Below are 26,381 nucleotides of genomic sequence, written 5' to 3'. Positions count from 1 at the left end.
TTCACAGGGCCCCCAGTTGGTAGCCGCGTCCCCGCACGGTGCGGACGACGTCACGGCCCAGTTTCCGCCGCAGGTAGTAGACATAGGTGTCGACGATGGACTCCGCCGAGGTGTCGGGGAAGACATGCTCACGGAGGTGTGCCCGCTCGTGCACGATCCGGGGGCCTTCGGCGAGCGCCCGGAGCAGTCCGAATTCCCGCAGGGAGAGTTCGACGCCCGTGCCGTCGGCCAGGCGCACCTCCCGGCGCCGGAGGTCCAGCTCTCCGTCGCCGAGCGGAAGGACTTCGGCGTCGACGAGGTGGCGCCGGTGCAGCGCCCGCACCCTCGCCAGCAGTTCGTCCACTTCGAAGGGCTTGACCAGATAGTCGTCCGCGCCGGAGTCGAGGCCGGTGACACGCTCGTCGAGTGCACCCAGCGCGGTGAGCACCAGCACCCGGGTGGTGACACCGACCCTTCGTAATCGTTTCACCAGGTCCAGGCCCTCGATGCCCGGAAGCATCCGGTCGATGACCATCACCTGATGTCGTCGTCCCAGAGCGAGATGAAGCCCCCGTTGGCCATCGAATGCCACATCGACGTCGTAACCCTCTGAGCTGAACAACTCGACCAGCATGTCTGCGGTTTCCCGGTCGTCCTCGACCAGTAACAGCCGTGTCTGATCCGCAGTCGACCGGTCTATATCGGCTGGGTAGATCATTCGCTCATCTTGGCCCAATCCGCGTCGGTACGACGTCAGGGGTGCGGAACAGGGTCATGAAGGCGCCAGAAGTGGCTCTCGGGGCATACCCGCGGGGGTACGGGCCGGGCACGCGACCGTGTCAGCTCCCCACGACGCCGCGCAGGAGCAGGTCGATGAGCCGGGTGGCCAGGTCGCGCCGGTCCTCGCCGACGGCCATGAGGCTGATCCCGCCGAGGGCCATCAGCACGTCCTGGGCGTCGGCCTCCGGCCGCGCCGCCGACCCGCCCTCCCCGGACGACAGCAGATGGTCGATCGCCCCGGCGAGCAGGGCCCGGGTCTGTAGCCGCTCGCTGTCGTCGGTCAGCACCACTCTCAGCGCGTCGGCCATCCCGCTCTTGGCGGCCATGAAGTCGATGAACCGCTCCATCCAGGTGCGCAGCGCTTCCACCGGTGGCAGCGTGGCGGCGAGGTGCGGCGCCGCCTCGCACAGGCGCCGCACTTCCTGCCGGTAGACCGCCTCGACCAGGAGTTCCTTGGACGGGAACCGGCGGTAGAGCGTGCCGACGCCGACACCGGCCTCGCGGGCGATGTCCTTGACCGAGGCCCCCGCTCCCTCACGGGCGAACACGGCCGCCGCCGTCTCCAGCAGCCGGTCCTCGTTGCGTTGCGCGTCGGCGCGCAGCGGCCTGCGCTGTCGCGCCGCGTTCCCCTCGGTGCCGGTCAATCCGGTCCCCTCTCGCCATCACTTGCAACCGGAACCGGTTCCGCTTACCGTCGAGAAGCGAACCGGAACCCGTTCCGGATACGAGCGTACGGCGGCCTGCTGCCACCGCGCCACCGACCGCGCGCTCGCCCCCATGCCACCATCTCCTGGAGCGCGTCATGACCGACCACCTCATCACCACCCCCTTCGGGGCCGGGACGACCGCCGCCGAGGTTCTGGAGGGCATCGACCTCACCGGCAAGCGCGCCCTCGTCACCGGAGCGGCCTCCGGCATCGGACGGGAAACCGCACGCGTGCTGGCCGCCGCCGGTGCCGAGGTCACCATCGGCGTCCGCGATCTGGCGGCGGGTGGGCGGGCCGCCGAGGAGATCTCCCCGGCGAGCGGCCCGGGATCGGTGCACGCCACCCTGCTCGACCTCGCCGACCAGAGCTCGGTGCGCGCCTTCGTCGACGCTTGGCGCGGGCCGCTGCACATCCTGGTCCTCAACGCCGGTGTGATGGCCTCGCCACTTCAGCGGACGAAGGAGGGGTGGGAGATCCAGTTCGCCACCAATCACCTCGGCCACTTCGCCCTCGCCAGCGGTCTGCACGGCGCCCTGGCGGCGGCCCGTGGCGCACGTGTGGCCGCGGTCAGCTCGGTCGGCCACATCAACGGCGATGTGCTCTTCGACGACATCAACTTCGAACGGCACCCCTACGACCCGTGGGCGGCCTACAGCCAGTCCAAGACCGCCAATGTGCTGTTCGCGGTCGAGGCGAGCCGCCGCTGGGCATCGGACCTGATCGCCGTCAACGCCCTCAACCCCGGCCGTATCACGAGCACCCGGCTCGGCCGCCACATCGGGGACATCTCCCACAGCCCCGCCTCGTTCGACCCCACCAGCACCGACGTGTCCTGGAAGAACATCGAGCAGGGGGCCGCGACCTCCGTACTGCTCGCCGCCTCCCCGCTGACCGAGGGCGTGACCGGCCGGTACTTCGAGGACTGCGAGGAGGCCGGGCCCCATCGGCCCGGCCTCCGGCGCGGAGTGGCCGCCCATGCGCTGGACGCCCGCCACGCGGCCCGCCTGTGGCGGATCTCCCGCGACATGCTCGCGACCACCGCCTGACCACGGCATGCCCCACCGGGTCCGACGGGACGAGGACTACCGCTTGTACGGATCCCCGTCAGGGAGCCATGCGTCCGGCGCGTGGATGCCGAAGTCGCCGACGCCTTCCGTCAGGGCGTCCACGGTGCTCAGAACGGCCGGGCGGAGCTCTTCCCGGCGCCAGACGAGGGACCAGGTCCAATAGACCTTCGGCTCGATCACGGGACGCATCACCAGATCAGGCGGCAGTGAAGTGGTCTGGCCCTTGGGCGAGTTGAGGATGGGCCGCCCGCGGCGGCGTACGTGGTCGAAGAACACGGGGCCGGTGACACCACCGTCGGTGATGCGCACGGCGGGCGCGCCGGTGTCGGCGGCCAGCCGCTCCGCGTAGTCGTTCCAGGACACCCATGTGGTGGCGTCGTCGTCCAGCAGAACGACGGTGCCCTGGGCACGGACCTCGCCGGTGTCCTGCCCGGCCGAGACGGCGTAGAGCCGGTCCGCGCCGATCAGCCGGGCGCTGAGTCCGCGCTTCTCCAGGTCGTCCGTGCGGATCCAGCACACCGCGAGGTCGAGGCCACCGTCCGCGACGCGGGCGGCCTGGGTGTGGGAGGGCGCCACCCATGCGTCGATGTGCAGACGCGCCACGGACGAGGCGCGGGCGGTCAGGTCCGAAGGCAGCCAATTCACATATCCGAGCCGGACCGGTTCCGAGCCCGCGATCCTCGCGGCGCGGTTGCGGAGATCGTCGGCGCGGTCGAGCAGGTCCCGGGTGTGCGGGAGCAGGGCAGCTCCGGCGGGGGTGAGGGCCACCGAACGGCGGTCGCGGTCGAAGAGCCGGACTCCGAGGTCCCGTTCCAGCGCCTTGATCTGCTGGGACAGGGAGGGACCGGCGATAAGGAGCCGCTCCGCGGCCCGGCCGAAGTTCAGCTCCTCGGCCACAGCGACGAAATACCGCAACTGACGCAGCTCCACGATCGCCATGCTACCCGCGGTGGGGCGGCACCCATGAGCCGGTCACCTGCCGTCGCCGCACCTCAGGCGCCGACCGGCACGTGCGGTGTGCGAGCCCCCAGCAGCGCCAGGCAGTTCGGCCACACCGCGCTGAGCCGGGAAGCGTTGTTGTAGAGCTTGGCGAACAGCACCTGGCCCTCGAGCTGCGCGACCACGGACCGAGCGGCTTCGCGGGTGTCGGCGACGGTGACCTCGTCGCGCTCGACGGCATCGGCGATGACCGAGTCGACCATCTCGACCTGGGTCTCGAAGATCTCCTGTAGCCGCTTGCGGACGGCCTCGGTCTGATTGCTCATCTCCAGGGTGAGGTTCCCGAACATGCAGCCCGAAACGGTCCCGCAGCTCCGCTGACCGGCGCGCTGGGCGGCCTCCGTCTCCTCGAACAGCTGCCGCAGCCGTTGCAGCGGCCGCGCGCCGCTGTTCAGGATGCGGGTCCAGTCGTGCCGCTGGGCGGTCCAGTGCTCGTCGATCACGGCCAGCGCGAGGGCCTCCTTGGACTCGAAGAAGTAGTAGAAACTGCCCTTGGGCACCCCGGCCGTCTTACAGATCTCGGCCACCCCCAGAGCCGAATAGCCGCGCAGCTCGATGAGCGACCGCGCAGCGCTGAGGATCTTTTCCCGGGCATCGCTCGTCCGTCCCATGTCGGCAGTATACGACCGATCGACTACTCCCTAACTGGACCGGTCATCTACCGATCAGTGTCCGGCGCTCTGGCCGCCGTCCACGTGCATGATCTCGCCGGTGACGAACGGCGCGTTCTCCAGGTAGACGATCGCGTTGACCACGTCGTCGACCTCCCCCATCCGGCCGAGCGGATGCATCGCGGCAAGGGCATCCTGCGCCTCGGCCGCATGCATGGGGGTGCGGATGATGCCCAGTGCGACGGTGTTGACCCGGATGCCACGGGCCGCGTACTCCATCGCCAGCGCCCTGGTGACCGCGTTCAGTCCGCCTTTGGTCAGCGAGGCGAGCGCCGAGGGCGTCCGCGAGTTGGCGTGGTCGACCAGGCTCGTGGACAGGTTCACCACGTGGCCGCCACCGTCCCGTGAGAGCATCGCGGCGACGGCGCTGCGGGAAGTTTCGAAGAAGCCACGCAGGTTGACCCCGGTCACGAGGTCATAGTCCTCGTCGGTGAAGTCGGTGAACGGCTTGGAGACGAAGACCCCGGCGTTGTTGACGAGCGTGTCGACCCGCCCGACCACCGCTCTCTCCGGTTCAGGCGGTAGTTGCGATTCGGGCCGCGGCGCCGGGCAGGTGGGCCGTGGAAGTGAGCCCACTTCGCCGAGGGGCCGCTCGGCGGATTCAGGCCCCGGGCGCGGCCACTCCCGTTGTCTCCATCATGCGCCCGACAGCGGCGCACCCGCACCCCGGGGCAAGGGCGTGCCCGGGCACCCCGTACCGGCGCCCGGGCAGGCGGCCCGTGGTCAGTGACCGGCGCTCTGGCCGCCGTCGACGTGGAGGATCTCGCCGGTGACGAACGGGGCGTCCTCCAGGTAGACGACGGCGTCGACGATGTCGCCGATCTCGCCCATCCGGCCGACCGGGTGGAGGGCGGCGAGTGTGTCGTGGTACTCCGCCGGGTGCATCGGCGTCCTGATGATGCCGAGGGACACGGCGTTGCTGCGTATGCCGCGGGTGGCGTATTCGATGGCCAGCGCCTTGGTGGCCGACTGGAGTCCGCCCTTGGTGAGGGAGGCCAGTACGGAGGTGACCGCGGAGTGGGCGTGGTCGACCAGGCTGGTGGTGATCTGGACGATGTGTCCGCCGCCCTGGCGGAGCATCTGCTCGGTGGCGAGCTGGGTGATGCGGAAGAAACCGCCGAGGTTGACGCCGGTGACCGCGTCGTAGTCCGCCCGCGTGTACTCGGTGAAGGGCTTGGCGACGAAGATGCCGGCGTTGTTGACCAGGGTGTCGATGCGGCCGAAGCGCTCGATGGCGGCACCGGCCACGCGCTCGGCGGTGGCGGGGTCGGCGATGTCGCCCTGGACGGTCAGGATCTCGGGGTCGGAAGAGGGGGCGATCCCGCGCGAGGTGGCGACGACGGCATAGCCGAGCTTGCGGTACGCCTCGACCAGGCCCGCGCCGATGCCCTGGGACGCGCCGGTGATGACGGCGACCTTCTGACCGGAAGTGCTCATGGTGACTGTCTCCAGTGGGGTGGGGTGTCCGGACCGGCGCTGTTCACCGGCCCTCCTTGAACGTAGACGACCGGTCGACAAACGACCAGGAACACCAAACGCGCCCCACCGCCCCCGCACGACTGTGACCTGCGGTGGGAGGCATCGCCTACCAGGAGGGAGGAAGCCGGTCACAGGGACGCCCTGGTCAGGGGGTTGCTCGTAGGAGGCCGGGCCTACCAGGAGGGAGCAAGCCGGTCGTGGCATTCGCCCTGGTGGCGGCCGCAGTCTGAGGCCATGGGAGCGCAACGCCCCCAGGCTTCCGTATCGCGAAACCGTCGAGGACGTCGAGGACCACATCGTGACCGCAGCAGCTCCGCGCCACCACGCCACCGGTTCCCGGAGCGTCCGCCACTCCCCCTGGACTCATGTCGCGCAGGCAGCCGCCGCGCTGGGGGCGGGCATGGGCGTCGGCCGTTTCGTCTACACGCCGATCCTTCCCCTGATGCACACTCAGGCCGGGCTGTCCGCGGCGACGGGTGCGAATCTCGCCACCGCCAACTATGTCGGCTATCTGATCGGCGCGCTCGCCGGAACCTTCCTGCCACGTCTGATGCGCTCCCCCGCCGTGCTGCGGAGTTGTCTGGTGGTGCTGGCGGTATCGCTGGCAGGGATGCCACTGACCCACGCCACCGATGTATGGCTGCTGCTCCGGCTGTGTGCGGGAGTGGTCAGTGCGGTGATCTTCGTCATCGCCGTCAGCTCGCTGCTCAGCCATCTGCGGGACCACCCCGCCCACTTGCCCGGGTGGGCCTTCGGCGGAGTGGGGGCCGGTATCGCCCTCTCCGGATCGCTCGTCCTCGCCCTGCGCACCATCGCGGACTGGCAAGCCGTGTGGTGGGCCTCCGCCGGGCTGAGCGCGCTGCTCGCCCTTCCCGCGTGGTTTCTGCGGCCGGAACCCGCGCCCGCGTCGGCGCCCGCCACTTCCCGGCCCGGAGCGGAGCGGCGGGCGAGCGGCCCGCGTACCCATCGCTGGTTCACCGCGCTCTTCGCCTCGTACACGCTGGAGGGCGTCGGCTACATCATCGCCGGTACCTTCCTGGTGGCCGCGATCGAGCAGAGTTCCCCCGGCTGGATCGGCGGCGGTGCCTGGGTGCTGGTGGGCCTCGCGGCCATTCCGTCCTCCGCGCTGTGGGCGGGGCTGGGCCGGCGCTGGTCCCGCCCCGGCCTCCTGCTGGCCGCGCTGGGCGTCCAGGCCGTCGGCATCGCCCTGCCCGCGCTGATCGGTGGCGTCGCCGCGGCGCTGATCTCCGCGGTGCTCTTCGGCGCCACGTTCATCGGCGTCAGTACCCTGGCGCTCGCGACCGGCGCGCATCTGCGCTTCCCCCGCGCGGTCGCGCTGCTGACGGCCGGGTACTCGGTGGGCCAGATCCTCGGCCCACTGGTCGCCACCCCGCTACTGCGCCACGGGTACCACCAGGCCCTGCTCCTCGCGGCCGTGGTCGTGCTGGCGTCCGCCGTCGCGGCCGCCCTCCTCCGGATCGGGTTCCCCCATCACATGCCCGCGCTCGGCCACCCGGTGGTCCGCGCGGAGCCCGCATCCGACCGGCGGTCCACGGGCCTCGGCACCGCCGAGGCCCGGGCGGACTGACCTCCGCCTTCAGTCGACGAGGTCGAGGGCGGCGGTGACGATGCCGTCGGTGTCGATGCCGTGGTAGCGGTAGACGTCCTCGATCGAACCGCTCTGGCCGAACCGCGACACGCCGAGGGTGGTGACGGGCGTGCTCTGGACCGTGCCCAGGAAGGCCAGTGTGTGCGGATGGCCGTCCACCACGGTGACCAGCGGTGTGGCCCGGTCGGCGGGGAAGACCTGGTCGAGGATCCAGCTCGGGTCCCGCGACAGGCCGCGGCGGGCCTGAAGCGCGCGGAAGAGCAGGTCCGGGCTGGTCACACAGACCACGTCGGCGCCGTGGCCGAGGGCGGCGAGCCGGTCGGCGGCGGCCAGGGCCTCCGGGACCACGGCACCCATCGCGGCGAGGGTCACCACGGGCCTCTCGTGCCTGCGCAGCCGGTAGGCTCCCGCGGTCACCTGACGGCGGCGGCGCTCGCGGGCGGCCGGGTCGCCGGGCACATCGGCCGCGGACTGGTCGACGGGCCGCGTGGAGAGCCGCAGATAGGCCGAACTCCCGTCCGGTCGGCCGAGGTTGCCGAGTGCGGCGAGCAGACACCATTCGGTGTCGATCGCGAACGCGGGCTCAAAGGTGACACAGCCGGGCTGTTCGATGCCCAGCGAGGGTGTGGTGATCGACTGGTGGGCGCCGCCCTCCGGGGCGAGTGTGACCCCGGACGGCGTGCCGACCAGGATCGACTGGCCGCCCGCGTAGATGCCGAACGACCACGGCTCCAGGGCCCGGTTGACGAAGGGGTCGTAGACGACGCCGATCGGCAGCAGCGGCTGGCCCCAGCGGCTCCAGGTGGCACCCAGCTCGCCGAGCAGACCGACCAGGTTGGTCTCCGCGATGCCCAGCTCCACATGCTGGCCCGTGGGCCGCTCCCGCCAGTGCAGGATCGTCTCGGCGTCATCGGCGAACCAGTTGGGGCGCTCGGTCGGGGACCACACACCGACCTTGTTCAGCCAGCCGCCCAGGTTGGTGGTGGAGCTGACGTCCGGGCTGACGGTCACGATACGGGCGGCCGCCTCCGGTGCCCGCCGGGTGAGGTCCAGCAGCACGCGTCCGAGGGCCTGCTGGGTGTTGCCGGAGCCGGTCGGTGCCGGGCGGTCGAGGTTCTCGGGGACCGCGGGGGCCTGCCGCGACGGGTGCCCGGGGCGGCGCAGCCGCCTGGCGGCCGCCGCGCACCGCTCCGCCTCCGGCGATCCACCGGCGAAGGCCGCCCATGGCCGGTCGGGGTCCGTGCCCAGGCGGTCGGCCAGGGTCCTCATCTGGTCGGCGGTCAGCAGGGAGGAGTGGTTCTGCGGATGGCCCTCGGTGGGCAGCCCGTAACCCTTCACCGTGTACGCGAAGATGACGGTCGGCCGGGTGTCGTCGACGCTGTCGAACGCGTCCGTCAGCGCGCCGATGTCGTGCCCTCCCAGGTTGCGCAGCGCCGCCAGCAGCGAGGCGTCGTCCAGGGGGGCGATCAGGTCCGCGATCGGCCCGGCGGTGGAGCCGGTGCCCGGCAGCCGCTCGCGCAACTCGTCGGCGGAGCAGCGCAGCAGCCGCTGGTACTCGGGGTTGTCCATGGCGTCGATACGCGCGTGCAGGGCCTCGCCGCCCGGCCGGGCGAACAACTCCCGCAGCGCGTGCCCGTACTTGAGGGTGATGACCTGCCAGCCGGCCGCGGCGAACATGCCCTCCAGCCGGTCCGCGGCGATGCCGGGGACGACCCGGTCCAGGGACTGCCGGTTCAGGTCGACGACCCACACCGCCTCGCCCAGGCTGGGCACCATCGGGTCCTGGATCGCCTCCCAGATCGCGCCCTCGTCCAGCTCCGCGTCGCCCAGCAGGGAGTACTGCCGTCCCCTCCCGGCCCCGCCGAAGTGGCCCTCCACATAGCGCCGTGCGAGGGCGCCCCACAGGGGGGCGGTGGCGCCGATGCCGACCGAGCCCGTGGAGTAGTCCACCGGGTCGGGGTCCTTGGCCCGGCTGGGATAGCTCTGGAGGCCGCCGAAGGCGCGCAGGGTGGTCAGATAGGACTCGTCCAGCTCGCCCAGCAGGTAGTTGATGGCGTGCAGCACGGGTGAGGCATGGGGTTTGACCGACACCCGGTCCTCGGGGTTGAGCGCGTGGAACCACAGCGCAGTCATGATCGAGGACATCGAGGCGCTTGACGCCTGATGCCCGCCGACCTTCAGCCCCGAGGGGTTCGGCCGCACCCGGTTGGCATGGTCGATGATAGCGGTGGACAGCCACAGCACCCGCTGCCCGACCGCCTCCAGCACCGCGAGCTCCTCCTCCCGGGCACGGCCCGAGCCATTGCCGCCGATCGCTCTCAGCTCCGGGTCCAGGACCATCGCCGACCGCCTCCGCTATCCGCACCGCGCCATGGAAATGATTTTGTGCTCAGTCAGTAGACAGATAGCTCTTCAACTGCACAAGATGCTTCTCTTTCGTTGAGCATTCTGCTCATGCTCCGGGTCGAATGAGGGACATCGATTGAGCACTATGAACAGTGAGCGAGGGGTGGACGCCACCGACGCGCGGATCCTGCTCGCCCTCGCCGCCCGGCCACGGGCCACCGTCGTCGCCCTGGCAGAGCAGTTGGGGTTGTCCCGCAACACCGTCCAGGCGCGGGTGGCCAGAATGGAACAGGGCGGCGCGCTGGGCTCCTTCGAACGCCGGATCACCCCGAACGCGCTGGGCCATCCGCTCACCGCGTTCGTCACCGCGCGGGTCGATCAGCGCCGGCTGGCCGAGGTGTCCGAGGCACTGGCGGGCATCGACGAAGTCGTGGAGGTCTTCGGCCTCAGCGGCGAGACCGATCTGCTGGTACGGGCGGTCGCCGCGGACGCGGAGGATCTGTACCGGATCGCGGGGCAGATCCTCGCCATCCCCGGCATCGAGCGCACCACCACGGCCCTGGCCATGCGCGAGCTGGTGCCCCACCGCCTCACCCCGCTGCTGCGCCGTGCCGCGGCGGGGTGAGCGTTCAGTTCGCCCCGTCGGCGATGCCACCCCGTTCGAGCGCCAGCCGGGTCAGTTCGACGCGCGTGTTGATGCCGAGCTTGGTGAAGATGTGCCTCATGTGGGTGTTGACGGTGTGAATGGACACGTAGAGCCGGTCGGCGATGGCCCGGTTGGTGAGACCGTCCACGACGAGCGGGATCAGTTTGCGCTCGGATTCGGTCAGGTTCCCCCACCCCGGAGGGCCGGCGGTGTGGCTCCGTGGGGCGCCGGCGCGCACGCCGAGCCGCCGAAGGCGCCGTCTGATCCGTTCGTGGTCGCGCAGGGCTCCTGAGGCCGACGCCAGCTCACCCGCTTCTTCGAGGTACGGGATCGCCGGGGCGGTATCGGCGGAAGTGGCCAGGAGTTCGCCGAGGTCCTCGCAGGCCGCGGCCAGGGCCAGCGGCCTGCCGCCGCTCCGGTAGGCGCTGATCGCGGACTCCAGTCCACGGGGGTCGCTGTGGAGCAGGCCGTCCACATGGGCGCGGACCGCCCGGATGATCCGCTGGCTGTCGTCCCGCGCGGTCAGGTCGCGCAGGGCGCCGGACACGGCCTGCGCGACCGACGGGTTCCCGCCGCGGAGCGCGATGCGCACGATCCCGGGCCAGTGGGACGGAGGCACCGCCAGCAGCCGCGTGGGCTCACGGTCCCCGAAGCCAGCGGCGAGCGCCGCTGCCGCCGGGGCGTCCAGGCCCTCCGCGTCCGCCAGGCAGGCGCGCGCGAGCGTCACCCACCGGCCGTACCGCTGCGTGGTCGGGTCGGCACCGGCTTCGGCGGCGCGGAGATGGTCCCTCGCCCTGGCGAGGTCACCGCGTCTGATCTCCACCAATGCCAGCACGGACCGGGCCCGCGCGTTCGGTCGAGTGATCTCGAGTTCGTCCGCCACCGTCAGACTGGCCTCGGCCTCCACGGCCGCGTCGTCCAGCGCTCCCTGTTCGAGGAGGGCGCAGGCGCGAGTGGCGTGCCAGTGGGGAAGTGACCAGCCGAGGCCCAGCGCCTCCGCCTCACGCTGTCCGTCCCGCAGGATCCGCTCGGTGTCCGCGATCCGGTCGGTGGCGAGCAGCGTCATGGCCAGCCACAACGCCGGGATCCGCGGGGGCCGCAGATAGAGCGCGCCGGACTCCGTGCCGACGCGCCCGGCGGCCTCCTCGGCCAGCTCGACGGCGCGGGCGAGGCGCCCGCGGTAGAAGGACGTCTGCGACTGGAACACCATGGCGCTGACGACGACGGCCGGATCGTCGCCGCGGTAGGCGGCCGCGACCAGCCCGGTGTCGGTCTGCTCGGCGGCGGTGATGTCCCCGAGGTACACATGGCCCGTCCCCTTGGTCTTCAACAGCCGTACGCGCACATCGGGCGGCAGCGCGGGAAGGTCCAGAGCCCGCTGGAGGTGTGTCATCGCGGCGTCGTCGTCGCCCGCGGCCTGGTGGATCTCGGCCGCCACCAGGCGCAGACGCGCCTCCGGCAGCGGTTCGAGGCGGTCCGACAGGGTGGCGTCGACCAGGTCGAGCGCCTCGTGCACCCGGCGGGTCCGGCCGAGGTACTCGGCGGCGTCGGTCAGCAGGGTGACGCGGCGCCGGTCGTGCGGGGGCAGCAGTCCGGCGATCCGCTGGGCCAGGTCCGCGGCGGCGTCGGGGGCCGACGCCGACAGTTCCCCTACGGCGGTGGTCAGCGTGGTCACGGCGTCCTCGTCGACCGGACCGCCCGACATGACGACGTGCCAGGCCACCTCGGCCGACCGGGCCCCGACGCCACGCAGACTGTCCGCCGCCTCCCGGTGCAGAGCGGTCCGTACGGCCTGTGGCAGGTTCTCGTGGACGGCCTGCCGCATGAGGTCGTGGCGGAAGGCGAGGCGGGGGCCGTCGGCCGAGAGCAGACCGGCGTTCAGGGCGGCCTCGACGCCCGACAGCAGGCTGCCGACCCGTCTGCCGAGCATGCGGGCGGCCGTCCCGAGGTCGAATTCACGGCCGAGGACGGACCCCATCTGGAGCAGGCGCACGGCATCCTCCGGGAGCCGGTCCAGCCGCGCGGCGACGCTCCGCCGGAAACCGGCGGGGATGCCATCGTGCACGAGGCTCGCCACGCCCGCCGCCACCTTGACGGCGTCCGTACCGGCGAAGGCACGCACCAGATCGATCGCCAGGAACGGATTGCCCGCGACACCTCGCAGGTGCCGGGCCAGACCGGGTGACGGCGTGGCCCCGAGGACATCGGCCGCGATCTGCTCCAGCTCCTGCTGGGACAGCGGGCCGAGGGTCAGCCATCGGGCTCCGAGGCGTTCGAGGTCCGCCCGCACCGTGGCCACGGTCGGCCGCTCGGCTTCCGGCCGTACCGCCAGCACCCACAGGATCCGCGAGCCGGCCAGCCGTCCGGGCAGGGTGCGGAGCACGAACAGAGTGGCCGGATCCGCCCACTGCGCGTCGTCCACCAGCACCGCCACCGGGCCGCGCTGGGCCCGCGTCTCCAGGGCGTCCGCGATGCCGTCCAGCAGCCAGAGCCGCTGGTCGCCGGTGGCCACGGCGGCCCGGTGGGGACCGGCGGAGGACCCCAGGGCGGACTGTAGGGCCGCTCCCGCCGCGTACTGGTCGAGCTCGTCGGCCCGTACGGACACCACGTCGAACCCGGACCGCCGCGCCATCTCGTCCAGCTCCGCGAGCAGCCGGCTCTTGCCGACGCCGGGCGCGCCTTCCACGACGACGCAGGCGCCCCGCCCGGCACGCACCGCCTCCAGATCCTCGCGGACAGCGGTGATCTCGCGGTCCCGTCCCCTGAGGGGCAGCCCGGCCACGGCCCGGTCCCCGCGCCCCCGGGCCCGGTTGCCCGCGGGGTCTGTGCTGCGCATGGGGCCAGCATGCCGCACGGCCACATCGCCCTCAACGCCGGTTCCCCCGCGCTGGACGCTTTCACCTGGGTGATTTCCGGTGCCGCGCCGTCCGCTCACCCCGCCGCGACGCATGCTCCGAGCCGTCCGGATCTCTTGCCCCTGGAGAGGAGCACGACGTGCGTACAGGCAAGGAATACCTGGCGGCGCTGAACGACGGCCGCACGGTGTGGGTGGGCGACGAGCTCGTCGACAACGTGGCCACGCACCCCACGACCCGGGCGTACGCCCGCAGGCTCGCCGACTTCTACGACCTGCACCACCGCCCGGAACTCCAGGACGTCATGACGTTCGTGGACGAGGAGGGCGTCCGGCGGTCCATGACGTGGTTCCAGCACCGTTCCAAGGACGACCTGCGGCGCAAGCGGCGCTACATGGAGACGGTGCTGCGGGAGCTCGGCGCCGGGGCGGTCCCGCGCACCCCCGATGTCAACAACTACGTCCTGCTGACGTACGTGGACGACCCCGAGCCCTGGAGCAGCCAGTCCGTCGGCACCGACGGCAGGAACCTCACCGAGGGCATCATCGACTTCTGGAACGTGGTGCGGGAGGGCGACCTCAACACGACACCAGCGTTCGTCGACCCGCAGACGGACCGCTCGCGCGATTCCGCGCAGGCCGAGTCCCCCGCCCTCCAGGTGGTCGGCACCTCGGACGAGGGCATCACCGTGCGGGGGGTGAAGGCGATCAGCACCGGCGCGGCCTTCGGGGACTGGATCCACATCGGCGTCTTCTACCGCCCCGGCATCCTGCCGGAGCAGATCATCTTCGGGGCGGTGAAGCCCAACGCCCCCGGTATCACCATCATTTGCCGGGAGAGCAACGTCCGGGACGGCGAGGACGTCGAGCATCCGCTGGCCTCCCAGGGGGACGAACTGGACAGCGTCATCGTGTTCGAGGACGTGCTCATCCCCTGGGACCGGGTGTTCCACATCGGCAACCCGAAGCACGCGTCGCTGTATCCGCAGCGCGTCTTCGACTGGCTGCACTACCAGGCCCTGGTCCGGCAGATGGTGCGCGCCGAGCTGATGCTCGGTCTGACCCTGCTGATCACCGAGCACATCGGCACCTACCAGCTGCCGCCGGTGCAGACGCGGATCGCCCGGTTCGCGGGCTTCCACCAGACGCTCAAGGCGCATGTGGTCGCTTCGGAGGACGAGGGATTCACCACCCCCGGCGGCCTCTACAAGCCGAACGTCCTGATGTTCGACTTCGGGCGGGCGTACTACCTCGAGAACATCGCCGGGATGGTGCACGAGGTGGTCGACCTCGCCGGTCGTGCCTCGCTCATCTTCCCCACCGAGGGGCAGTGGCAGCGGCCCGAACTGCGGCCCTGGCTGGAGGCGTTGCAGACCGGACCGGTCGGGAGGCCGCACGACCGGCTGAAGATCAGCCGGGTGATCCGCGATCTGTTCCTGTCCGACTGGGGTGACCGAATCAGCACCTTCGAGAACTTCAACGGCACGCCCCTGCTGGCCATCCGCACCCTCACCATGAAGCGCGCCGAGCTGTCCCCGAGCGGGGGCATGGCAGACCTCGCGCGCAAGGTCTGCGGCATCGGGAGCGTCGACGAGCGGGAGGAGACCGCGTACACGGCCCAGGCGGACTACGCACGGCGCCAGGACGCCTCGTAGCGCGATGCGGGGCCCGGGTCAGAGCACACCGCACTCCCGGGCCCTGGCCACCGCACCGCTTCTGTCGTGCGCGTCGAGTTTGCGGTAGACGGCCCGTACCTGTGTCTTGACGGTGTTGTGGGACACATAGAGCTCGGCGGCGATCTCACGTAGGGTCAGCGGACCGCACAGGGCACGGAGCACTCGGCGCTCCCCCAGCGACAGGTCCTGGGGGCCGGGCGCCGAAGGCGCCACGGCCGTGTCCTCACCGGCCGGGCCGAGCAGGTCCGTCAGTACCCCGCGCGATTCGCACCCGGACGCCGCCCGCTCGGCCGCCTCGCGGGCCTCCCGCGCCGCGTCCGCGTTGCGCCGCGCGCTCTCCAGCCGCGCGCGTGTGGCGTGGCACAGGGCGCGGATGTGGGGTTCGTGCGACGTCCGGGGCGGGCCCGCCAGCGCCGCTTCCGCGTCGGCCAGAGCCCGCTCGGCCTCCTCGGCCGGGCCCTCTTCGAGGAGCAGACCGGCCCGGGCGATGTAGCCGGACACGGAGACGAAGTGCCCGCTCAGGCCGGTCGTCGCGGCCGCTTCGAGGGCCTCGTCGCTCAGCATGCGCGCCGGCTCGTGCCGTCCGGCCAGCAGCGCGCACAGCGCCCGCAAACCCAGGGCGCGGACGAGCACCAGGCTGTGCCCGGCGGCGTGTGCGTCACGGGTCGCCTCGCCGAGCAGCGCCTCCGCCTCCTCGTACCGGGAGGTCCACAGGGCGGCGGCGCCGCGGGCCGTACAGGCCAGGGCGCGCCAGGACGTCAACGGCCGGGTGCCGCCGACGGCGGACGCGCCGAGCCGGTCGGCGGTCAGGACCTCCCCCTTCAGACAGCAGGCCACGGCCTTGGCGACGGCTGCCGCATCGGACACCGTGCTGCCTTCGCCGACCGTCTCGGGGCCCGTCTGTCTGAGCTGGGCCACGTCCAGCCAGCGCCGGGCCGTCTCCGGGGCGCCCCCGGAGAGAGCCGCCATCGCCGCCACGACGCACAAGCGCGCGTCGGCGGCGACCGTGCGGCGCGGCAGGAGGTCCAGCCACCGCGCGATCGGCGCACCACGGCCCGACGAGATCGCCTTCTCCCAGGCGCCGAGGATCGAGGCGACGGCCGCCGGCTCATCGTCGCCCCGCACCCAGTGGCGTACGGCCGCGGTCGTCTCGCCCTGCCGGGAGTACCACTGCGCCGCTGCCCGGTGCAGGGACGCGACGGTGTCCGGCCCTTCGGAGGTGAGGACGTCGGAGAGCAGCGTGGCCAGTGCCCGGTGATGCCGGTACGCCAGCGGATCGGCGGCGACGGGTACGAGAAGTTGCACGGTCCGTGCTAGCTCCCGCAGCAGTACGCCCGCCCGGTCCCCGGCGAGGGCCTGGCACGGCCCGCTGCTCAGCTCGTCGAGCACACTGGTGCGCAGCAGGAACCGGCGCTGTTCGGTGGTGAGCCGGAACAGCACCTCGGTGGCCAGATACTCGGAGACCGCTTGCCTGCCACGGGCCACGTTCCGTTCGGTGTCGGCCTGGTCGGCCGAGCGGGCGAGGACGCGCCCCATGACGCACAGCCCCGCCGCCCACCCCTCCGTGGCCTCGTACAGCGCGCTCGAGGTGTCCGCAGACGGAGGGGCGCCGAGCAGATCGGTGAGCACTGCCTGCGCCTCCTCCGGAGTGAACGCCAGTTCGTGCTGGTCGAGTTCGGCGACGAGACCCCGGGTGCGCAGGGTCGGCACGGGCCACCCGGGAACGTGCCGGGTCGCCAGGACGACGCGCAAGCCCCGGGGAAGCCGAGTCAGGAAGTCCCCCAGGCTGCGGACCGCGTCGGCGTCCGTGATCGATTGCAGCCCGTCCAGGACCAGTGTGAGCGGCTCCTGTTCACCCAGTCCGGTCACCAGGCTCGGCAGGATCTCCTCGAGCCATGCGTCGAGCGTCCACTCATCGCTGTGGAGGCGGACGGGCAGTTCCGGCCGTACGTGGCGCAACGCCCGCAGGATGCCGGCCCAGAGCCGGCCCGGGGCGTTGTCGCCCCCGTCCAAACTGAGCCAGGCGTACTCTCCACGGGCCGCCGTGGCTTGCGCCCACTCGGCCAGGAGCACGGTCTTCCCGGCACCGGCCGGTGCGGAGACCACCACCACGGGCTCGGTCGCCGCGTCGAGCCGACGCAACAGACGCGGGCGGGTCAGAAGGTGTGGGGGCTGGGCCGGAGGACGCAGCTTGAAGGCCGGCACGGAGCGGGACATGGCACCTTCACGGGGCATGGCACCTTCAGTGGAGTCGTCGGGACGGGCGGAGCCCCCGACGGCCGTGGCTCGCCTCGCGAGATCCGGCATCGGGGGCGGTGGTGGTGAGCCGGTCGCCGCGGCGGCCTCCTTCGGGCCGCCGCGCCCGGGCTAGTGCCTGAGCCCGCCGAACCCTCCCGCGAAGTAGAGCAGCGGCCGGCCGTCCACCCGGTGTGCGCATCGGCGGACGTCACCTACGAAGATGGTGTGATCGCCGCCGGGGAGAGCCTCGGCGACATCGCACACGACGGCCGCGATGGCGTCCTTCAGGACCGGCACACCGTGGTCGTCGACGGTCTCGACGTCCGCGAACTTGTCCGGTTTGGAGGCGCCGAAGTTCCGCGCCAGGTGCTCGCCGTCCTCGCCGAGAACATTGACGGCGAAGCGGCCGTGCTCCGCGATCGCGGTCCGCGTGTACAGGTGGTTGCCGACGCACACGATCAGCTGGAGCGGGTCCATGGACAGGGCGCACACGGCGCTCGCCGCCATGCCGATGGGCGTGGCTCCGGAGCGGGTGGTGATCACGCTGACGCCCGTGGCGAGCCGGCTCATCGCGCCTCGGAAATCGAGTGTCGTGTCAACGGTTTCCATCATCGGAGGACCTCCGTGAAAGGGGAGCTGAACCCTGGTGGCTGGTGTGAAGCGTGCGGCTCCGGCTGTTAACGCGGGAGAAATCACGGCCCGGGCGCGACACCGCCCGAGTTCACCCGGCCCGTCCGCTCATCGGCGCAGTCGGTCGACCAGACGTCTCAGGTCCGGGGACGGCGGCACTCCCAGCTCCTTCATGACGCCCAGATAGCCCCGGTACAGGTCGAGCAGTTCATCGTCCGAGCCGGCAGCCTCCGCGGCGCACAGGGCGAGCCGCCACGCCTGCTCCCGGTAGGGATCGCTGTCCAGCACGGCACGCGCGAGCCGGCGGGCCTCCCGGACGCGGCCGAGGCGCAGCGCCACGGCCGCCGCGTCCACTCGGGCCCGCAAGAGGGCGGAGTCGAGTTCGGCGCGCCTGGTGTCGAGCCAGTGGGTCGAGAGGGAGTCGAAGTACGAGCCGCGTTCGGCGATGGCCAGGGCGCGCCGCAGGGTGTCCCACCGGTGCTCACCGTCCTGCCGAGCGGCTTCCGCCAGCAGTCGCCGCAGGGTCCCGGAGGCGCTCACGACGGCGGACGCCGGTGTCAGGCGGTACACATCACCGTCCTGGAGCAGCGACAGCCCGTCGGGCAGCACCTCGCGCAGCCGGTAGACGGCCTGCCGGAGGTAGCTGCGCCCCGTGGTGTCGCTCCGGTCGGGGAACAGTGCCTCCAAGAGGGCCTGGCGCCTGGCGCTCGCCGAGGGTTGGTCCAGCAGATAGGCGAGCAACTCCACGCTCTTGGCCAGACGCGGGTGGACCTCCCGCCCGTCGGCGGCCAGCCGCACCGGGCCGAAGTCCTCCAGCGTCAGCCGGGGTTCGACGCATCCGGCCACCGGTCTCGCGGTCGCGAGCGCGGACACGAGCTCGTGCCAGCGTGAGGAGTGGGTGGGTTCCGCGTCGGCCCGGCGCACGGCGACGGAGGGCACGTCCTCCAGGGCCTGCAACAGCAGATTGCGGGGGCCCTGGGCCGTCGCGACCTCCAGGGCCAGATCGGCGGCGGCGTCCGCGCCGTCCTCGTCGCCGGTGCGCCACAGCGCCTCGCTCAGGTAGACGGCCGCCGTGGGAAGCTCCAGATGTCTGTCGCCCGCGCGCATGGCGGAGACCGCGGCGGTGAGGTGGGGTACGGCGTCGTGGTCGCGGCCGGCCAGCAGCAGTTCCAGGCCCCGCCAGGTGTCCGCCAGTTCCGCGGTGAACGCGTAGCGCGCGCACCCTCTGCGCTCCGCCTCGGCGAGCGCCCGAGCCGCTCGTGGCGGGTCGCGATCCAGGCGCAGGGCCAGTTTCGCCTCCAGGAGCAGGCTGAGGATCTCGTACACGCGGGAGCCGGTCGACGCGATCCGCTGCCGCCCGGCCAGCAGCGCGGACCACGCGTCGTCCCGGCGTCCGAGGTCCGCCATCAGCTCCGCGGCCTCGAAGGCCGCCAGCCAGACGGGCCCCGGTCCGTCTCCGACCGCCGCGTACGCCTCCTCCGCCCGGGAGATACGTCCCTCGGCGCGCAGCGCCGCGACCCTCCAGGGCGTCCCCGCCACGCTCCGCCAGGTGCCGGAGGTGCTGTCCCGCAGCTCGCGCAGGTGGCCGGACCGGTAGGCGATGCGCATCACCATGGCTTCGAGGGGGCCCGCGACCCGGTGGAGTACGTCCGGGGCGAGCTGTGGTGTGCTGTCGTCCGCCAGAGCCAGCACGGCCGCCGCGATGTCGCGGGGGTGCCCGGGCGGCATGACGCCCAGGATCTCGCGCGCCCCGTCGATCCTCCCCGCGTGCCAGAGACACCACACCAGCAGGGCCAAGTCCTCCTCGCCGCCCGGCTGTTCGGCGAGGCGGCTCCACCACGCACGGCCGTGGTGGTCGGCCAACCGCACGCCCCGCCAGCACTGTTCGCGACCGAAGGCGACGCGGAGCGCCGCGGAGGCCAGGCTCGGGGTGGGCGCCGGGCGCATCCGGTCGAGCCAGCCTTCGGCGGTCGTCAGGTCGAATCGCCCGAGTACATCGGGCAGCGCATGTTCGGCGACGTGTCGGGCGGCGGCGGTGTCGCCGCTCATGAGCAGCTCGGCCACGGCGTCCTCGTGGCGCCCCCGGCCCTGGAGCAACGTCGCGTAGCCCCGGCGCAGCACCCGCAGGGTGTCTGCGTCCAGGCGTTCGATCTCCCGTTGGAGATGGTGGCGGAACCGCGGCAGGGCGACCATCCGGCTGCCGTCGGCGGACCAGTCGAGCGGCAGCCGTCGGCCGCGGAGGGCGGCCATCGTCCGGTCCGGCGAGGCCAGTCCGAGGGCGTTGGCCCGCTCGGCCGTCACCCCGTCGTCGAGCAGGCTCGTACGGACGAGCAGTGCCGCCTCCGCGGGTGTGAGCTGGGTCAGCAGCTCGGCCGCGAGGCACTCGTGCTGTGCGGCGGAGGCGGCGGCGTCGACACCCCACCAGTCGTACAGGACTCCGGTGACCCAGCCGCCCGTCGCCGCCACCAGGCGGGACGGGTCGTCGCCCCGGTCGTCGCCCCGCAGGGCCTCGGCGGCCTCGGCCACGTCGAAGGCCAGCTCCCCGTCCTCGATGAAGGCGACGCGATGGACATCGCCGAGACCACCGAGCCCCGGGGGCAGCTCCACGCGGGAGATCAGTACCAGCCGCGGCCCTTCCGGCAGACCCCCGACGAGCGCGTCGAGCAGCCCCTCCGCACCGGCGCGCCCGCCGATCGTCTCCACGCGGTCGAGCACCAGCACCAGGTCCGTCCCGGCGAGCGCCCTGGCGAGCAGAACGCCGATCTCCGACGCCGAGAGCCCACGCGCCAGTGCACCCGTCAGCGCCGTCGCCACGGCCGGCGCATGCGGCTCGACGGCCGCCGTGAGAAGGCGCGTCAGCGCCGGCCCGTCGGCACCGGGACCGGCGTTGCCGGGCATCCCGGCGAGCGATACCCAGGCGACGGGTCCGGGCCGCGCCTGGGCGGCCTGGACCGCGGCGGTCGTCTTGCCCGACCCCGCCGAAGCGGCCACGACGAGCACCGGGTACTGGTCCAGCAGCCGATGGATCCTGCGGACCAGCCTCGGCCGGGGTATGACATGGCCGGGCAACCGAGGCAGGGCGCCACCCCTCCCGCCCGGATCGCCGCCGCTCATGGAGGACCGCCTCTCGATGGTGTGCGGCCGTCGGGATCAGTCCGCGGGGCGGGGTTCGAGGACGAAGGTGTGCCGCAGCACGGTGTACGGCTCGTCGGTCAGCTCACGGCAGGGCCCGGTGTCGGCCTCGTAGGTGTCATAGGACGTGATCAACGACTCCTTGACCCCGAACACCGGATCCGTGTCCAGATACGAGTCGTCCGACGGGAACAGCATGGTGGTCACGCGCTGGAATCCCTCAGCCTCGATCAGCAGGTGCACATGGGCGGGACGCATGAGCGACCTGCTGGTGGCGCCCAGGAGTTCGCCGACCGGGCCGTCGCCGGGGATCGGGTAGCTGGACGGGCGGATGGAACGGAAGCCGAAGTGTCCCGTCTCGTCGGTGTGGAACAGCGCACGCATGGCCGGGTCGACCTGGCCGGGCACATCCACGTCGTAGTGGCCGTCCCCGTCACTGTGCCAGACGTCCACCGCCGCGCCGGCCACCGGCGCTCCCGCACGGTTCACGACCCGCCCCTCGAAGAAGAGCGGGGTGCCGGGCAGACCTCCGGAGATGTCGGCGGCGTCGGCGTGCCGCGGCCTGTCCTCCCTGAAGAAGGGGCCCAGGACGCTGTTCTGGGTGGTTTCCGTGGGTCGTCGGTTGCTGAGAGAGTCGACCAGCATGGTGATGCCCAGCACATCGGACAGCAGGATGAACTCCTGGCGCGTCGATGTGCACATCTGCCCGGTGCGCGTCAGGAAGTCCACTCCCCGGGCCCACTCCTCCTCCGTCAGTTCGACATCGCGGACGAAGGCGTGGAGGTGCCGCACCAGCGATTCCAGGATCTCCGCGACGCGGGCGTCCTTGGTGTCCCGCATGGTGGAGATCACGGCATCGGTGATGGTGTCGCTGGTCAGATCACGCATGGCGCGCTCCCGTGGTGATTGGTGTCGAATGCGGAGTCGGTCCGGGGATGTTCGTCGCCGGATGACGTTCACGGTGTCTCGCCAGCCCAGGCGCGGGTCAAGAGGGCGCGCACCGCGGTCCGTTCCACTGGCCGCGGATTCCAGTAGCCGTCCCGTACGACGAGTTCGGCCGCCTGCTCGATGCCCGATTCCGGCATGCCGAGGTCCCGCAGTGCCCTGGGGGCGCCGAGCCTCCCGGCGAAGTCGAAGAGACCGCTCGCGGCGTCGTCCCGGGCCAGCGCGCACGCGATGCGTGCCATGGCCTCGGGGGCCGCCGCCCCGTTGTAGGCGACGACATGCGGCAGGACGACCGTGTGGGTTTCGGCGTGCGGAAGCCCGAAGGTGCCGCCGAGCACATGGCAGACCTTGTGGTGCAGGGCCATGCCGACCGTGCCGAGGCAGGTGCCCGCCAGCCACGCCCCGTACAGCGCGTCGGCCCGCGCCTCGCCGTCGTCCGGGTGCCGCGCGATGACCGGGAGGGACCGGGTGAGGGCGTCCAGCGCCTCACCGGCCATCAGGAAGGCCACCGGATCCCGGTCCTGTGCGTAGAGGGCCTCCACCGCGTGCGCCATCGCGTTGACGCCGCTGACCGCCGATATCCCCACGGGTAGCGTGAGCGTCAGGTCGACGTCATACACCACCGTCTTGAGCAGCGCTTCCGGCAGTCGGCGGGTCGTCTTCCTGCCGCCCTCGGTCTCTCCGAGGATCGGCGTCATCTCCGAACCGGCGTAGGTGGTGGGCAGCGCCAGCTGCGGAAGACCGGTGCGCACGGCGATCGCCTTGCCGAGGCCGATGGTCGATCCACCGCCGATGGCGAGCACGGAGTCCGCATCCACGCTTCCGGCGTACGCGACCGCCTTCTCCGTGACCTCGACAGGGGTGTGCGGCACCGCTTCGGCGAACGTGCCCGCTGCCGTGGCACCGAGCAGGTCGCGTATCTCCGCTGCCTGGTCCCATTGGCCGGGGGTGCACAGGATGAGCACCCGACGGCATCCGAGAGCATCGGCCTCCTCAGGGATACGGCTGCGCGTCCCGCTGCCGAAAACCACCTTGGTGATCTGCCCCCGATGCACGAAAGTCCTCATCAGAATGTCCTCGGTCCCGCCGATGCTCTGTTCATGGAAGAAAGCTTTGGCATTGAGGTGATCTCCGTCAACGGAATCGGCGCGCGATGACGGGTATGGGCGTGGAAATACCGCGTTCATGCGACCGGCACCGCCATGGCCGGGGCCATGGCGGTGGGCGTGTGCGGGAGACGTCCGGCTCCGCCGCGGCAGCTTCGGCAGGTCAGTCCGTGGGCCGCGGGTGGCGCAGATGAGCCCGCTTCTCCAGCTCCTCGTCGTCGACCAGCGTGAGCATCGGCTGGCCCGGCGCACACAGCATGAACACCACGAACTTGCTCGGGGCATCCGACAGGGCGTTGCCGTTCTGGTAGTGGATCACGTCACCGCCCGGCTCGAACAGCGTCTCACCGGCCCTGATCACACGCTCCGGCTCACCTTCGAGCTCGAACCGGATCGCGCCCTCGGTCACATAGCCGTAACACGGCCCCGAGTGGCGGTGCGGAGGAGTCCCCGGGTCGCCGGGAGGCCACTCGACGAGGACGGTCATCCCCGAAGCACCCTCGGGGATGAAAGGCGGCTTGACGTCCGCCAGCATCTTGGGTCCGGTCCCATCCGCTGAGTCCATCTCGTGCACTGTGCTATACCTCCGTGGGCCGGCCCGGAACGGGCGGTCGATCCGCGTCGGGGATTCCGGGCTCGAACAACTCGAATCACAGGGAAGAAAGGCACGGCCCGCATCTGTGACACGCCGTGCGCCATCAGGGAAAACGCGGTTGGCTCAGCCGAACTGGCCGACCTGGTAGTCGCCGGCCGGCTGCTGGTTGATGATGTTGATGCGGTTATAGCTGTTGATGACGGCGATGAGGGAGATCAGGGCGACGAGCTGGTCGTCATCGAAGTGCTTGGCGGCGTTCGCCCAGACCTCGTCCGTGACCCCACCGGCCGCGTCCGCCACCCGGGTGCCCTGCTCGGTCAGCTCCAGCGCGGCGCGCTCGGCCTCGGTGAATACGGTCGCCTCCCGCCAGGCGGCGACCAGGTTGAGCCGTACCGAGGTCTCCCCGGCGTGGGCCGCGTCCTTGGTGTGCATGTCGGTGCAGAAGCCGCAGCCGTTGATCTGGCTGGCGCGGATCTCCACCAGCCACTGAACGGATTCCGGCAGCGTCGAGTCCGACACCGCCTTGCTGGCCGAGTAGAGGTGCTTCAGCACCTTGGTCGCGAGGGCATTGCCGAAGTAGTTGAGACGTGGATCCATGGGTCCTCCCAGCGGATGTGCCGTTATGCATTCCTCCCTGGCCACACTGGATCAGCGCGGCACTGAGGCGCATCGCATAAACGAGTGATTCGGGACCGGCCGCCTAACGCGTGAGGGTGGGGACGGGTCCCGACGTGGCGTCCTTACGGTGACGGGCATGGTTCGAATGACGCGCCGCGGCGCGCTGGTCGGAGTGGTGGCCGCGGTGCTCGCGGTGGCCGGGCTCGGCGCGTATCTGCTGTGGCCCGCCCCCACGCTGGACGCCGCGGACATGGACGCGGCACTGCCGACCAGGCGGGACCTGCCCGGGTTCGTCCCGCACGACGGGCTCACCGGTGCCCTGTCGGTGCCGTCCGGCAACAAGGAGGGCAGATCCGTGCTGGCCGGCACCGACCTGGACAAGCAGTGCCGGAAATGGCGCAAGGAGGGCGACGGCTGGGCGTGCCGACATCTGCGTGGGGCGGGCATGGTCGTGCTCGAGCGGTCGGAGAACGTGTTCTTCCGGGTCAAGTCCGATGTCCTCGCCTACGACGACGAGGACGCCGCGGAGGCGGCCTGGGACGGACTGGTGGCCGACAACCGCGAGAAGATCCACAAGATCCGGGGCGCCAAGGAGCACTCGTCCGACCTGGGGGACGCGGCCCTGTCCTTCGAGGCGCCGGGCGTCACGGTCCTGGCGATCCGGACCGGGACGGTCGTCGTGGAGGCCATCGTCTGGGACGGGAGCGACCAGGTGAGCGAGGCGGACGAGGACGCGATGGTGGAGAAGTGGCCCGCACTCCAGCTCTCGAAGATCGAGAAGCAGCTCGGCTGATCAGGGGTGGGGTATGCGGTGGCAGCGGCATACCCCACCGGCCGCCGACACGATGAGGCCCGACGGGGAGAGTGGCGACATGGACGACGAGGGCGAGCGGCTACGGGCCGAGTGTGAACGCCTCCGGGAGGAGGTCGGGGGGCTCAGGTCCCAAGTGGAGCAGCGACGGGCCGCCGCCGTGTCGGCCGATGTACCCGGCCCCACGATTGAGGGGGCGGCCGGGGACGCGAGTGAGGGAACGGATGGCGCACCAGCACCCGTAGCCCGCGCACCCCAGGAGCCGCCGCCCGCGCCCGATCCGTACGCCCCTACGGGCGCGGACGCCTCCGCTGCGCATCCGCGCGTCGCGGGGGTCTCCCGCCGGGGTCTGCTCGTCGCCGGTGGCGCCGTCGTGGTCGCCGGGGGCGGGGCCGCCGCCGCTGTCCTCGCCCAGGACGACGGCTCGTCCTCCTCCGTTCACCCCCGGCCACCGCGCCCGCGCCCCGTGACGAGCATTCCCGCGCACCCCACGATCCGCCGCCTCGCCACCCTCAAGGGCCACTCCGGCACTCTCGGCGGGGTGTGGTTCAGTCCGGACGGGCGGACGCTGGTCTCCACCGAGGCCGAGGTGGGCAACCTACGGCTGTGGGACGTCCCGGAGCACCGGCGGATCGGCGCGCCGCTGACCTCCGCTCTCGTCGTCTTCCAGTCCGCGGCGATCAGCTCGGACGGCAGGACGCTGGCCACCGGTGGCGCGGACAGGGCGCAGTTCTGGCAGATCCCCTCGCTCCACCGCAGTGGCAGATCGCTGAGCCTGCCGGACCGCACACAGCGGCCGTTCGAGGTTGTCGCCTTCAGCCCGGACGGCAGGACGCTGGCCGCGGGCGGCACCAACGATCCGGGCGGTGGCGCCGTGCGCCTGTGGGACGTCGCGTCCCGCGGACAGCGGGGCGAGCCACTGACCGGGCACAAGGGCGGTGTCGAGGGGCTGCTGTTCAGTCCGGACGGCAAGACGCTGGCCGTGAGCAGCCATATCGGCGACGGGGTCGTGCGGCTGTGGGACGTGGCGTCCCGCAGGCTGCGGGGCGAGCCACTGACCGGCCATGAGGGCGGGGTCGGCGCCATGGCGTTCAGCCCGGACGGCAGGACCCTGGCGGTGAGCGCGAGCGTGGGTGGCGACGGCCTCGTACGGCTGTGGGACACGGCCACCGCCACCCAGCGCGGCAAGCCGTTGCGCGCCCGCACCGTCGGTGTCAGCGCGCTGGCCTACAGCGGGGACGGGAAGACCATCGTCACGCTCGGCTTCTACAGCGGGCTCGTGTTGCGCTTCTGGGACGCGGCCACGCACAAGGAACGTGCGAAGCCCTTGGAGCTCGCCTCCCTGTCCGAGCCGACGGCCTTCACGGCGGACGGGCTGACGCTGGCGACCGGCAGCTACGACGACAACGCCATACGGCTCTGGCGGATCGAGTAGCCAGCGGGTCGGCCGGTCCAACGGTCGGCACATCACACGAAGCGGAACAAGGGAAGGG

The 26,381-nt window shown here is 71.7% G+C and carries 20 protein-coding genes and 1 pseudogene; 6 read left to right on the top strand and 15 right to left on the bottom strand.

What is annotated here, in order from left to right:
• Position 1: 1 nt before the first annotated feature.
• Positions 2-697 (bottom strand): response regulator transcription factor, encoded by a 696-nt coding sequence (locus ACJX2R_RS47250; protein ID WP_413105173.1) that lies wholly within the window; start codon positions 695-697, stop codon positions 2-4.
• 121 nt (positions 698-818) lie between these two features.
• Positions 819-1,403: a TetR/AcrR family transcriptional regulator gene (locus ACJX2R_RS47245; protein WP_413105172.1), complete on the bottom strand. Its 585-nt coding sequence runs from the start codon at positions 1,401-1,403 to the stop codon at positions 819-821.
• 158 nt (positions 1,404-1,561) lie between these two features.
• On the opposite strand from ACJX2R_RS47245, the gene ACJX2R_RS47240 reads away from it, so the two are divergent.
• A complete protein-coding gene (locus tag ACJX2R_RS47240; protein ID WP_413105171.1) occupies positions 1,562-2,512 on the top strand; it encodes an SDR family NAD(P)-dependent oxidoreductase in 951 nt (316 codons plus the stop codon).
• Between the two features lie 36 nt (positions 2,513-2,548).
• On the opposite strand, the gene ACJX2R_RS47235 is transcribed toward ACJX2R_RS47240, so the two are convergent.
• The 4 genes and pseudogenes from ACJX2R_RS47235 to ACJX2R_RS47220 all read right to left on the bottom strand — a co-directional run bounded on the left by ACJX2R_RS47235 (position 2,549) and on the right by ACJX2R_RS47220 (position 5,640).
• Positions 2,549-3,472 (bottom strand): LysR family transcriptional regulator, encoded by a 924-nt coding sequence (locus ACJX2R_RS47235; RefSeq protein WP_413105170.1) that lies wholly within the window; start codon positions 3,470-3,472, stop codon positions 2,549-2,551.
• Positions 3,473-3,525: 53 nt separating this feature from the next.
• On the bottom strand, positions 3,526-4,143 hold the full coding sequence (locus ACJX2R_RS47230) for a TetR/AcrR family transcriptional regulator (protein ID WP_413105169.1): 618 nt from the start codon (positions 4,141-4,143) through the stop codon (positions 3,526-3,528).
• Positions 4,144-4,197: 54 nt separating this feature from the next.
• Positions 4,198-4,698 (bottom strand): annotated as a pseudogene (locus tag ACJX2R_RS47225) (SDR family NAD(P)-dependent oxidoreductase); the annotation flags it as partial.
• A 228-nt stretch (positions 4,699-4,926) separates the two neighbouring features.
• Positions 4,927-5,640 carry an SDR family NAD(P)-dependent oxidoreductase gene (locus ACJX2R_RS47220; protein WP_413105168.1) on the bottom strand — a complete coding sequence of 238 codons (714 nt, stop codon included), beginning with the start codon at positions 5,638-5,640 and terminating at the stop codon, positions 4,927-4,929.
• 442 nt (positions 5,641-6,082) lie between these two features.
• Here ACJX2R_RS47220 and ACJX2R_RS47215 point away from each other — a divergent pair, with 442 nt between their 5' ends.
• Positions 6,083-7,270, top strand: a complete 1,188-nt coding sequence (locus ACJX2R_RS47215; protein ID WP_413106129.1) for a YbfB/YjiJ family MFS transporter — start codon at positions 6,083-6,085, stop codon at positions 7,268-7,270.
• A 9-nt stretch (positions 7,271-7,279) separates the two neighbouring features.
• Here the strand turns inward: ACJX2R_RS47215 and ACJX2R_RS47210 are convergent, their stop codons facing one another.
• Complete coding sequence (locus tag ACJX2R_RS47210) at positions 7,280-9,631, bottom strand: transketolase-like TK C-terminal-containing protein (protein ID WP_413105167.1); 2,352 nt, start codon at positions 9,629-9,631, stop codon at positions 7,280-7,282.
• A 151-nt stretch (positions 9,632-9,782) separates the two neighbouring features.
• On the opposite strand from ACJX2R_RS47210, the gene ACJX2R_RS47205 reads away from it, so the two are divergent.
• A complete protein-coding gene (locus tag ACJX2R_RS47205; RefSeq protein WP_413105166.1) occupies positions 9,783-10,262 on the top strand; it encodes an Lrp/AsnC family transcriptional regulator in 480 nt (159 codons plus the stop codon).
• Positions 10,263-10,266: 4 nt separating this feature from the next.
• Here the strand turns inward: ACJX2R_RS47205 and ACJX2R_RS47200 are convergent, their stop codons facing one another.
• Positions 10,267-13,119, bottom strand: a complete 2,853-nt coding sequence (locus ACJX2R_RS47200; RefSeq protein ID WP_413105165.1) for a helix-turn-helix transcriptional regulator — start codon at positions 13,117-13,119, stop codon at positions 10,267-10,269.
• A 158-nt stretch (positions 13,120-13,277) separates the two neighbouring features.
• Between ACJX2R_RS47200 and ACJX2R_RS47195 the strand changes: the two genes are divergently transcribed.
• Positions 13,278-14,792: a 4-hydroxyphenylacetate 3-hydroxylase family protein gene (locus tag ACJX2R_RS47195; protein WP_413105164.1), complete on the top strand. Its 1,515-nt coding sequence runs from the start codon at positions 13,278-13,280 to the stop codon at positions 14,790-14,792.
• Positions 14,793-14,810: 18 nt separating this feature from the next.
• Here the strand turns inward: ACJX2R_RS47195 and ACJX2R_RS47190 are convergent, their stop codons facing one another.
• The 7 genes from ACJX2R_RS47190 to ACJX2R_RS47160 form a co-directional block, all read right to left on the bottom strand.
• Positions 14,811-17,030, bottom strand: coding sequence for a LuxR C-terminal-related transcriptional regulator (locus ACJX2R_RS47190; protein ID WP_413105163.1), 2,220 nt, complete (start codon positions 17,028-17,030; stop codon positions 14,811-14,813).
• A gap of 150 nt (positions 17,031-17,180) precedes the next feature.
• A complete protein-coding gene (locus ACJX2R_RS47185) occupies positions 17,181-17,663 on the bottom strand; it encodes a flavin reductase family protein (protein ID WP_413105162.1) in 483 nt (160 codons plus the stop codon).
• 126 nt (positions 17,664-17,789) lie between these two features.
• Entirely contained in the window at positions 17,790-20,795 is a 3,006-nt protein-coding gene (locus ACJX2R_RS47180) for a BTAD domain-containing putative transcriptional regulator (protein ID WP_413105161.1), read from the bottom strand.
• Between the two features lie 36 nt (positions 20,796-20,831).
• The gene (locus ACJX2R_RS47175) at positions 20,832-21,701 is read right to left on the bottom strand and encodes a dioxygenase (protein ID WP_413105160.1); all 870 of its coding nucleotides are present in this window, start codon (positions 21,699-21,701) and stop codon (positions 20,832-20,834) included.
• Between the two features lie 68 nt (positions 21,702-21,769).
• Positions 21,770-22,825 carry a maleylacetate reductase gene (locus tag ACJX2R_RS47170; protein ID WP_413105159.1) on the bottom strand — a complete coding sequence of 352 codons (1,056 nt, stop codon included), beginning with the start codon at positions 22,823-22,825 and terminating at the stop codon, positions 21,770-21,772.
• 202 nt (positions 22,826-23,027) lie between these two features.
• A complete protein-coding gene (locus ACJX2R_RS47165; RefSeq protein WP_413105158.1) occupies positions 23,028-23,429 on the bottom strand; it encodes a cupin domain-containing protein in 402 nt (133 codons plus the stop codon).
• Between the two features lie 153 nt (positions 23,430-23,582).
• Positions 23,583-24,056, bottom strand: coding sequence for a carboxymuconolactone decarboxylase family protein (locus tag ACJX2R_RS47160; RefSeq protein WP_413105157.1), 474 nt, complete (start codon positions 24,054-24,056; stop codon positions 23,583-23,585).
• Positions 24,057-24,213: 157 nt separating this feature from the next.
• On the opposite strand from ACJX2R_RS47160, the gene ACJX2R_RS47155 reads away from it, so the two are divergent.
• Both ACJX2R_RS47155 and ACJX2R_RS47150 read left to right on the top strand, forming a co-directional pair.
• The gene (locus ACJX2R_RS47155) at positions 24,214-24,870 is read left to right on the top strand and encodes a hypothetical protein (RefSeq protein WP_413105156.1); all 657 of its coding nucleotides are present in this window, start codon (positions 24,214-24,216) and stop codon (positions 24,868-24,870) included.
• A 79-nt stretch (positions 24,871-24,949) separates the two neighbouring features.
• The gene (locus ACJX2R_RS47150) at positions 24,950-26,323 is read left to right on the top strand and encodes a WD40 repeat domain-containing protein (protein ID WP_413105155.1); all 1,374 of its coding nucleotides are present in this window, start codon (positions 24,950-24,952) and stop codon (positions 26,321-26,323) included.
• Positions 26,324-26,381: the final 58 nt, after the last annotated feature.

The sequence above is a fragment of the Streptomyces sp. Inha503 genome, assembly GCF_047215865.1.
Classification (GTDB): domain Bacteria; phylum Actinomycetota; class Actinomycetes; order Streptomycetales; family Streptomycetaceae; genus Streptomyces; species Streptomyces lycopersici.
Note: the sequence above shows the minus strand (reverse complement) of the source record. Positions and strands in the feature narration are given on the sequence as shown.

Coding starts and splice junctions, on each gene's coding strand:
- ACJX2R_RS47150 (WP_413105155.1), top strand. CDS start 24,950: ATGGACGACGAGGGCGAGCGGCTACGGGCCGAGTGTGAACGCCTCCGG.
- ACJX2R_RS47185 (WP_413105162.1), bottom strand. CDS start 17,663: ATGATGGAAACCGTTGACACGACACTCGATTTCCGAGGCGCGATGAGC.
- ACJX2R_RS47180 (WP_413105161.1), bottom strand. CDS start 20,795: ATGAGCGGCGGCGATCCGGGCGGGAGGGGTGGCGCCCTGCCTCGGTTG.
- ACJX2R_RS47205 (WP_413105166.1), top strand. CDS start 9,783: ATGAACAGTGAGCGAGGGGTGGACGCCACCGACGCGCGGATCCTGCTC.
- ACJX2R_RS47200 (WP_413105165.1), bottom strand. CDS start 13,119: ATGCGCAGCACAGACCCCGCGGGCAACCGGGCCCGGGGGCGCGGGGAC.
- ACJX2R_RS47220 (WP_413105168.1), bottom strand. CDS start 5,640: ATGAGCACTTCCGGTCAGAAGGTCGCCGTCATCACCGGCGCGTCCCAG.
- ACJX2R_RS47230 (WP_413105169.1), bottom strand. CDS start 4,143: ATGGGACGGACGAGCGATGCCCGGGAAAAGATCCTCAGCGCTGCGCGG.
- ACJX2R_RS47250 (WP_413105173.1), bottom strand. CDS start 697: ATGATCTACCCAGCCGATATAGACCGGTCGACTGCGGATCAGACACGG.
- ACJX2R_RS47215 (WP_413106129.1), top strand. CDS start 6,083: ATGGGCGTCGGCCGTTTCGTCTACACGCCGATCCTTCCCCTGATGCAC.
- ACJX2R_RS47170 (WP_413105159.1), bottom strand. CDS start 22,825: ATGAGGACTTTCGTGCATCGGGGGCAGATCACCAAGGTGGTTTTCGGC.
- ACJX2R_RS47175 (WP_413105160.1), bottom strand. CDS start 21,701: ATGCGTGATCTGACCAGCGACACCATCACCGATGCCGTGATCTCCACC.
- ACJX2R_RS47165 (WP_413105158.1), bottom strand. CDS start 23,429: ATGGACTCAGCGGATGGGACCGGACCCAAGATGCTGGCGGACGTCAAG.
- ACJX2R_RS47160 (WP_413105157.1), bottom strand. CDS start 24,056: ATGGATCCACGTCTCAACTACTTCGGCAATGCCCTCGCGACCAAGGTG.
- ACJX2R_RS47235 (WP_413105170.1), bottom strand. CDS start 3,472: ATGGCGATCGTGGAGCTGCGTCAGTTGCGGTATTTCGTCGCTGTGGCC.
- ACJX2R_RS47210 (WP_413105167.1), bottom strand. CDS start 9,631: ATGGTCCTGGACCCGGAGCTGAGAGCGATCGGCGGCAATGGCTCGGGC.
- ACJX2R_RS47240 (WP_413105171.1), top strand. CDS start 1,562: ATGACCGACCACCTCATCACCACCCCCTTCGGGGCCGGGACGACCGCC.
- ACJX2R_RS47190 (WP_413105163.1), bottom strand. CDS start 17,030: ATGTCCCGCTCCGTGCCGGCCTTCAAGCTGCGTCCTCCGGCCCAGCCC.
- ACJX2R_RS47155 (WP_413105156.1), top strand. CDS start 24,214: ATGGTTCGAATGACGCGCCGCGGCGCGCTGGTCGGAGTGGTGGCCGCG.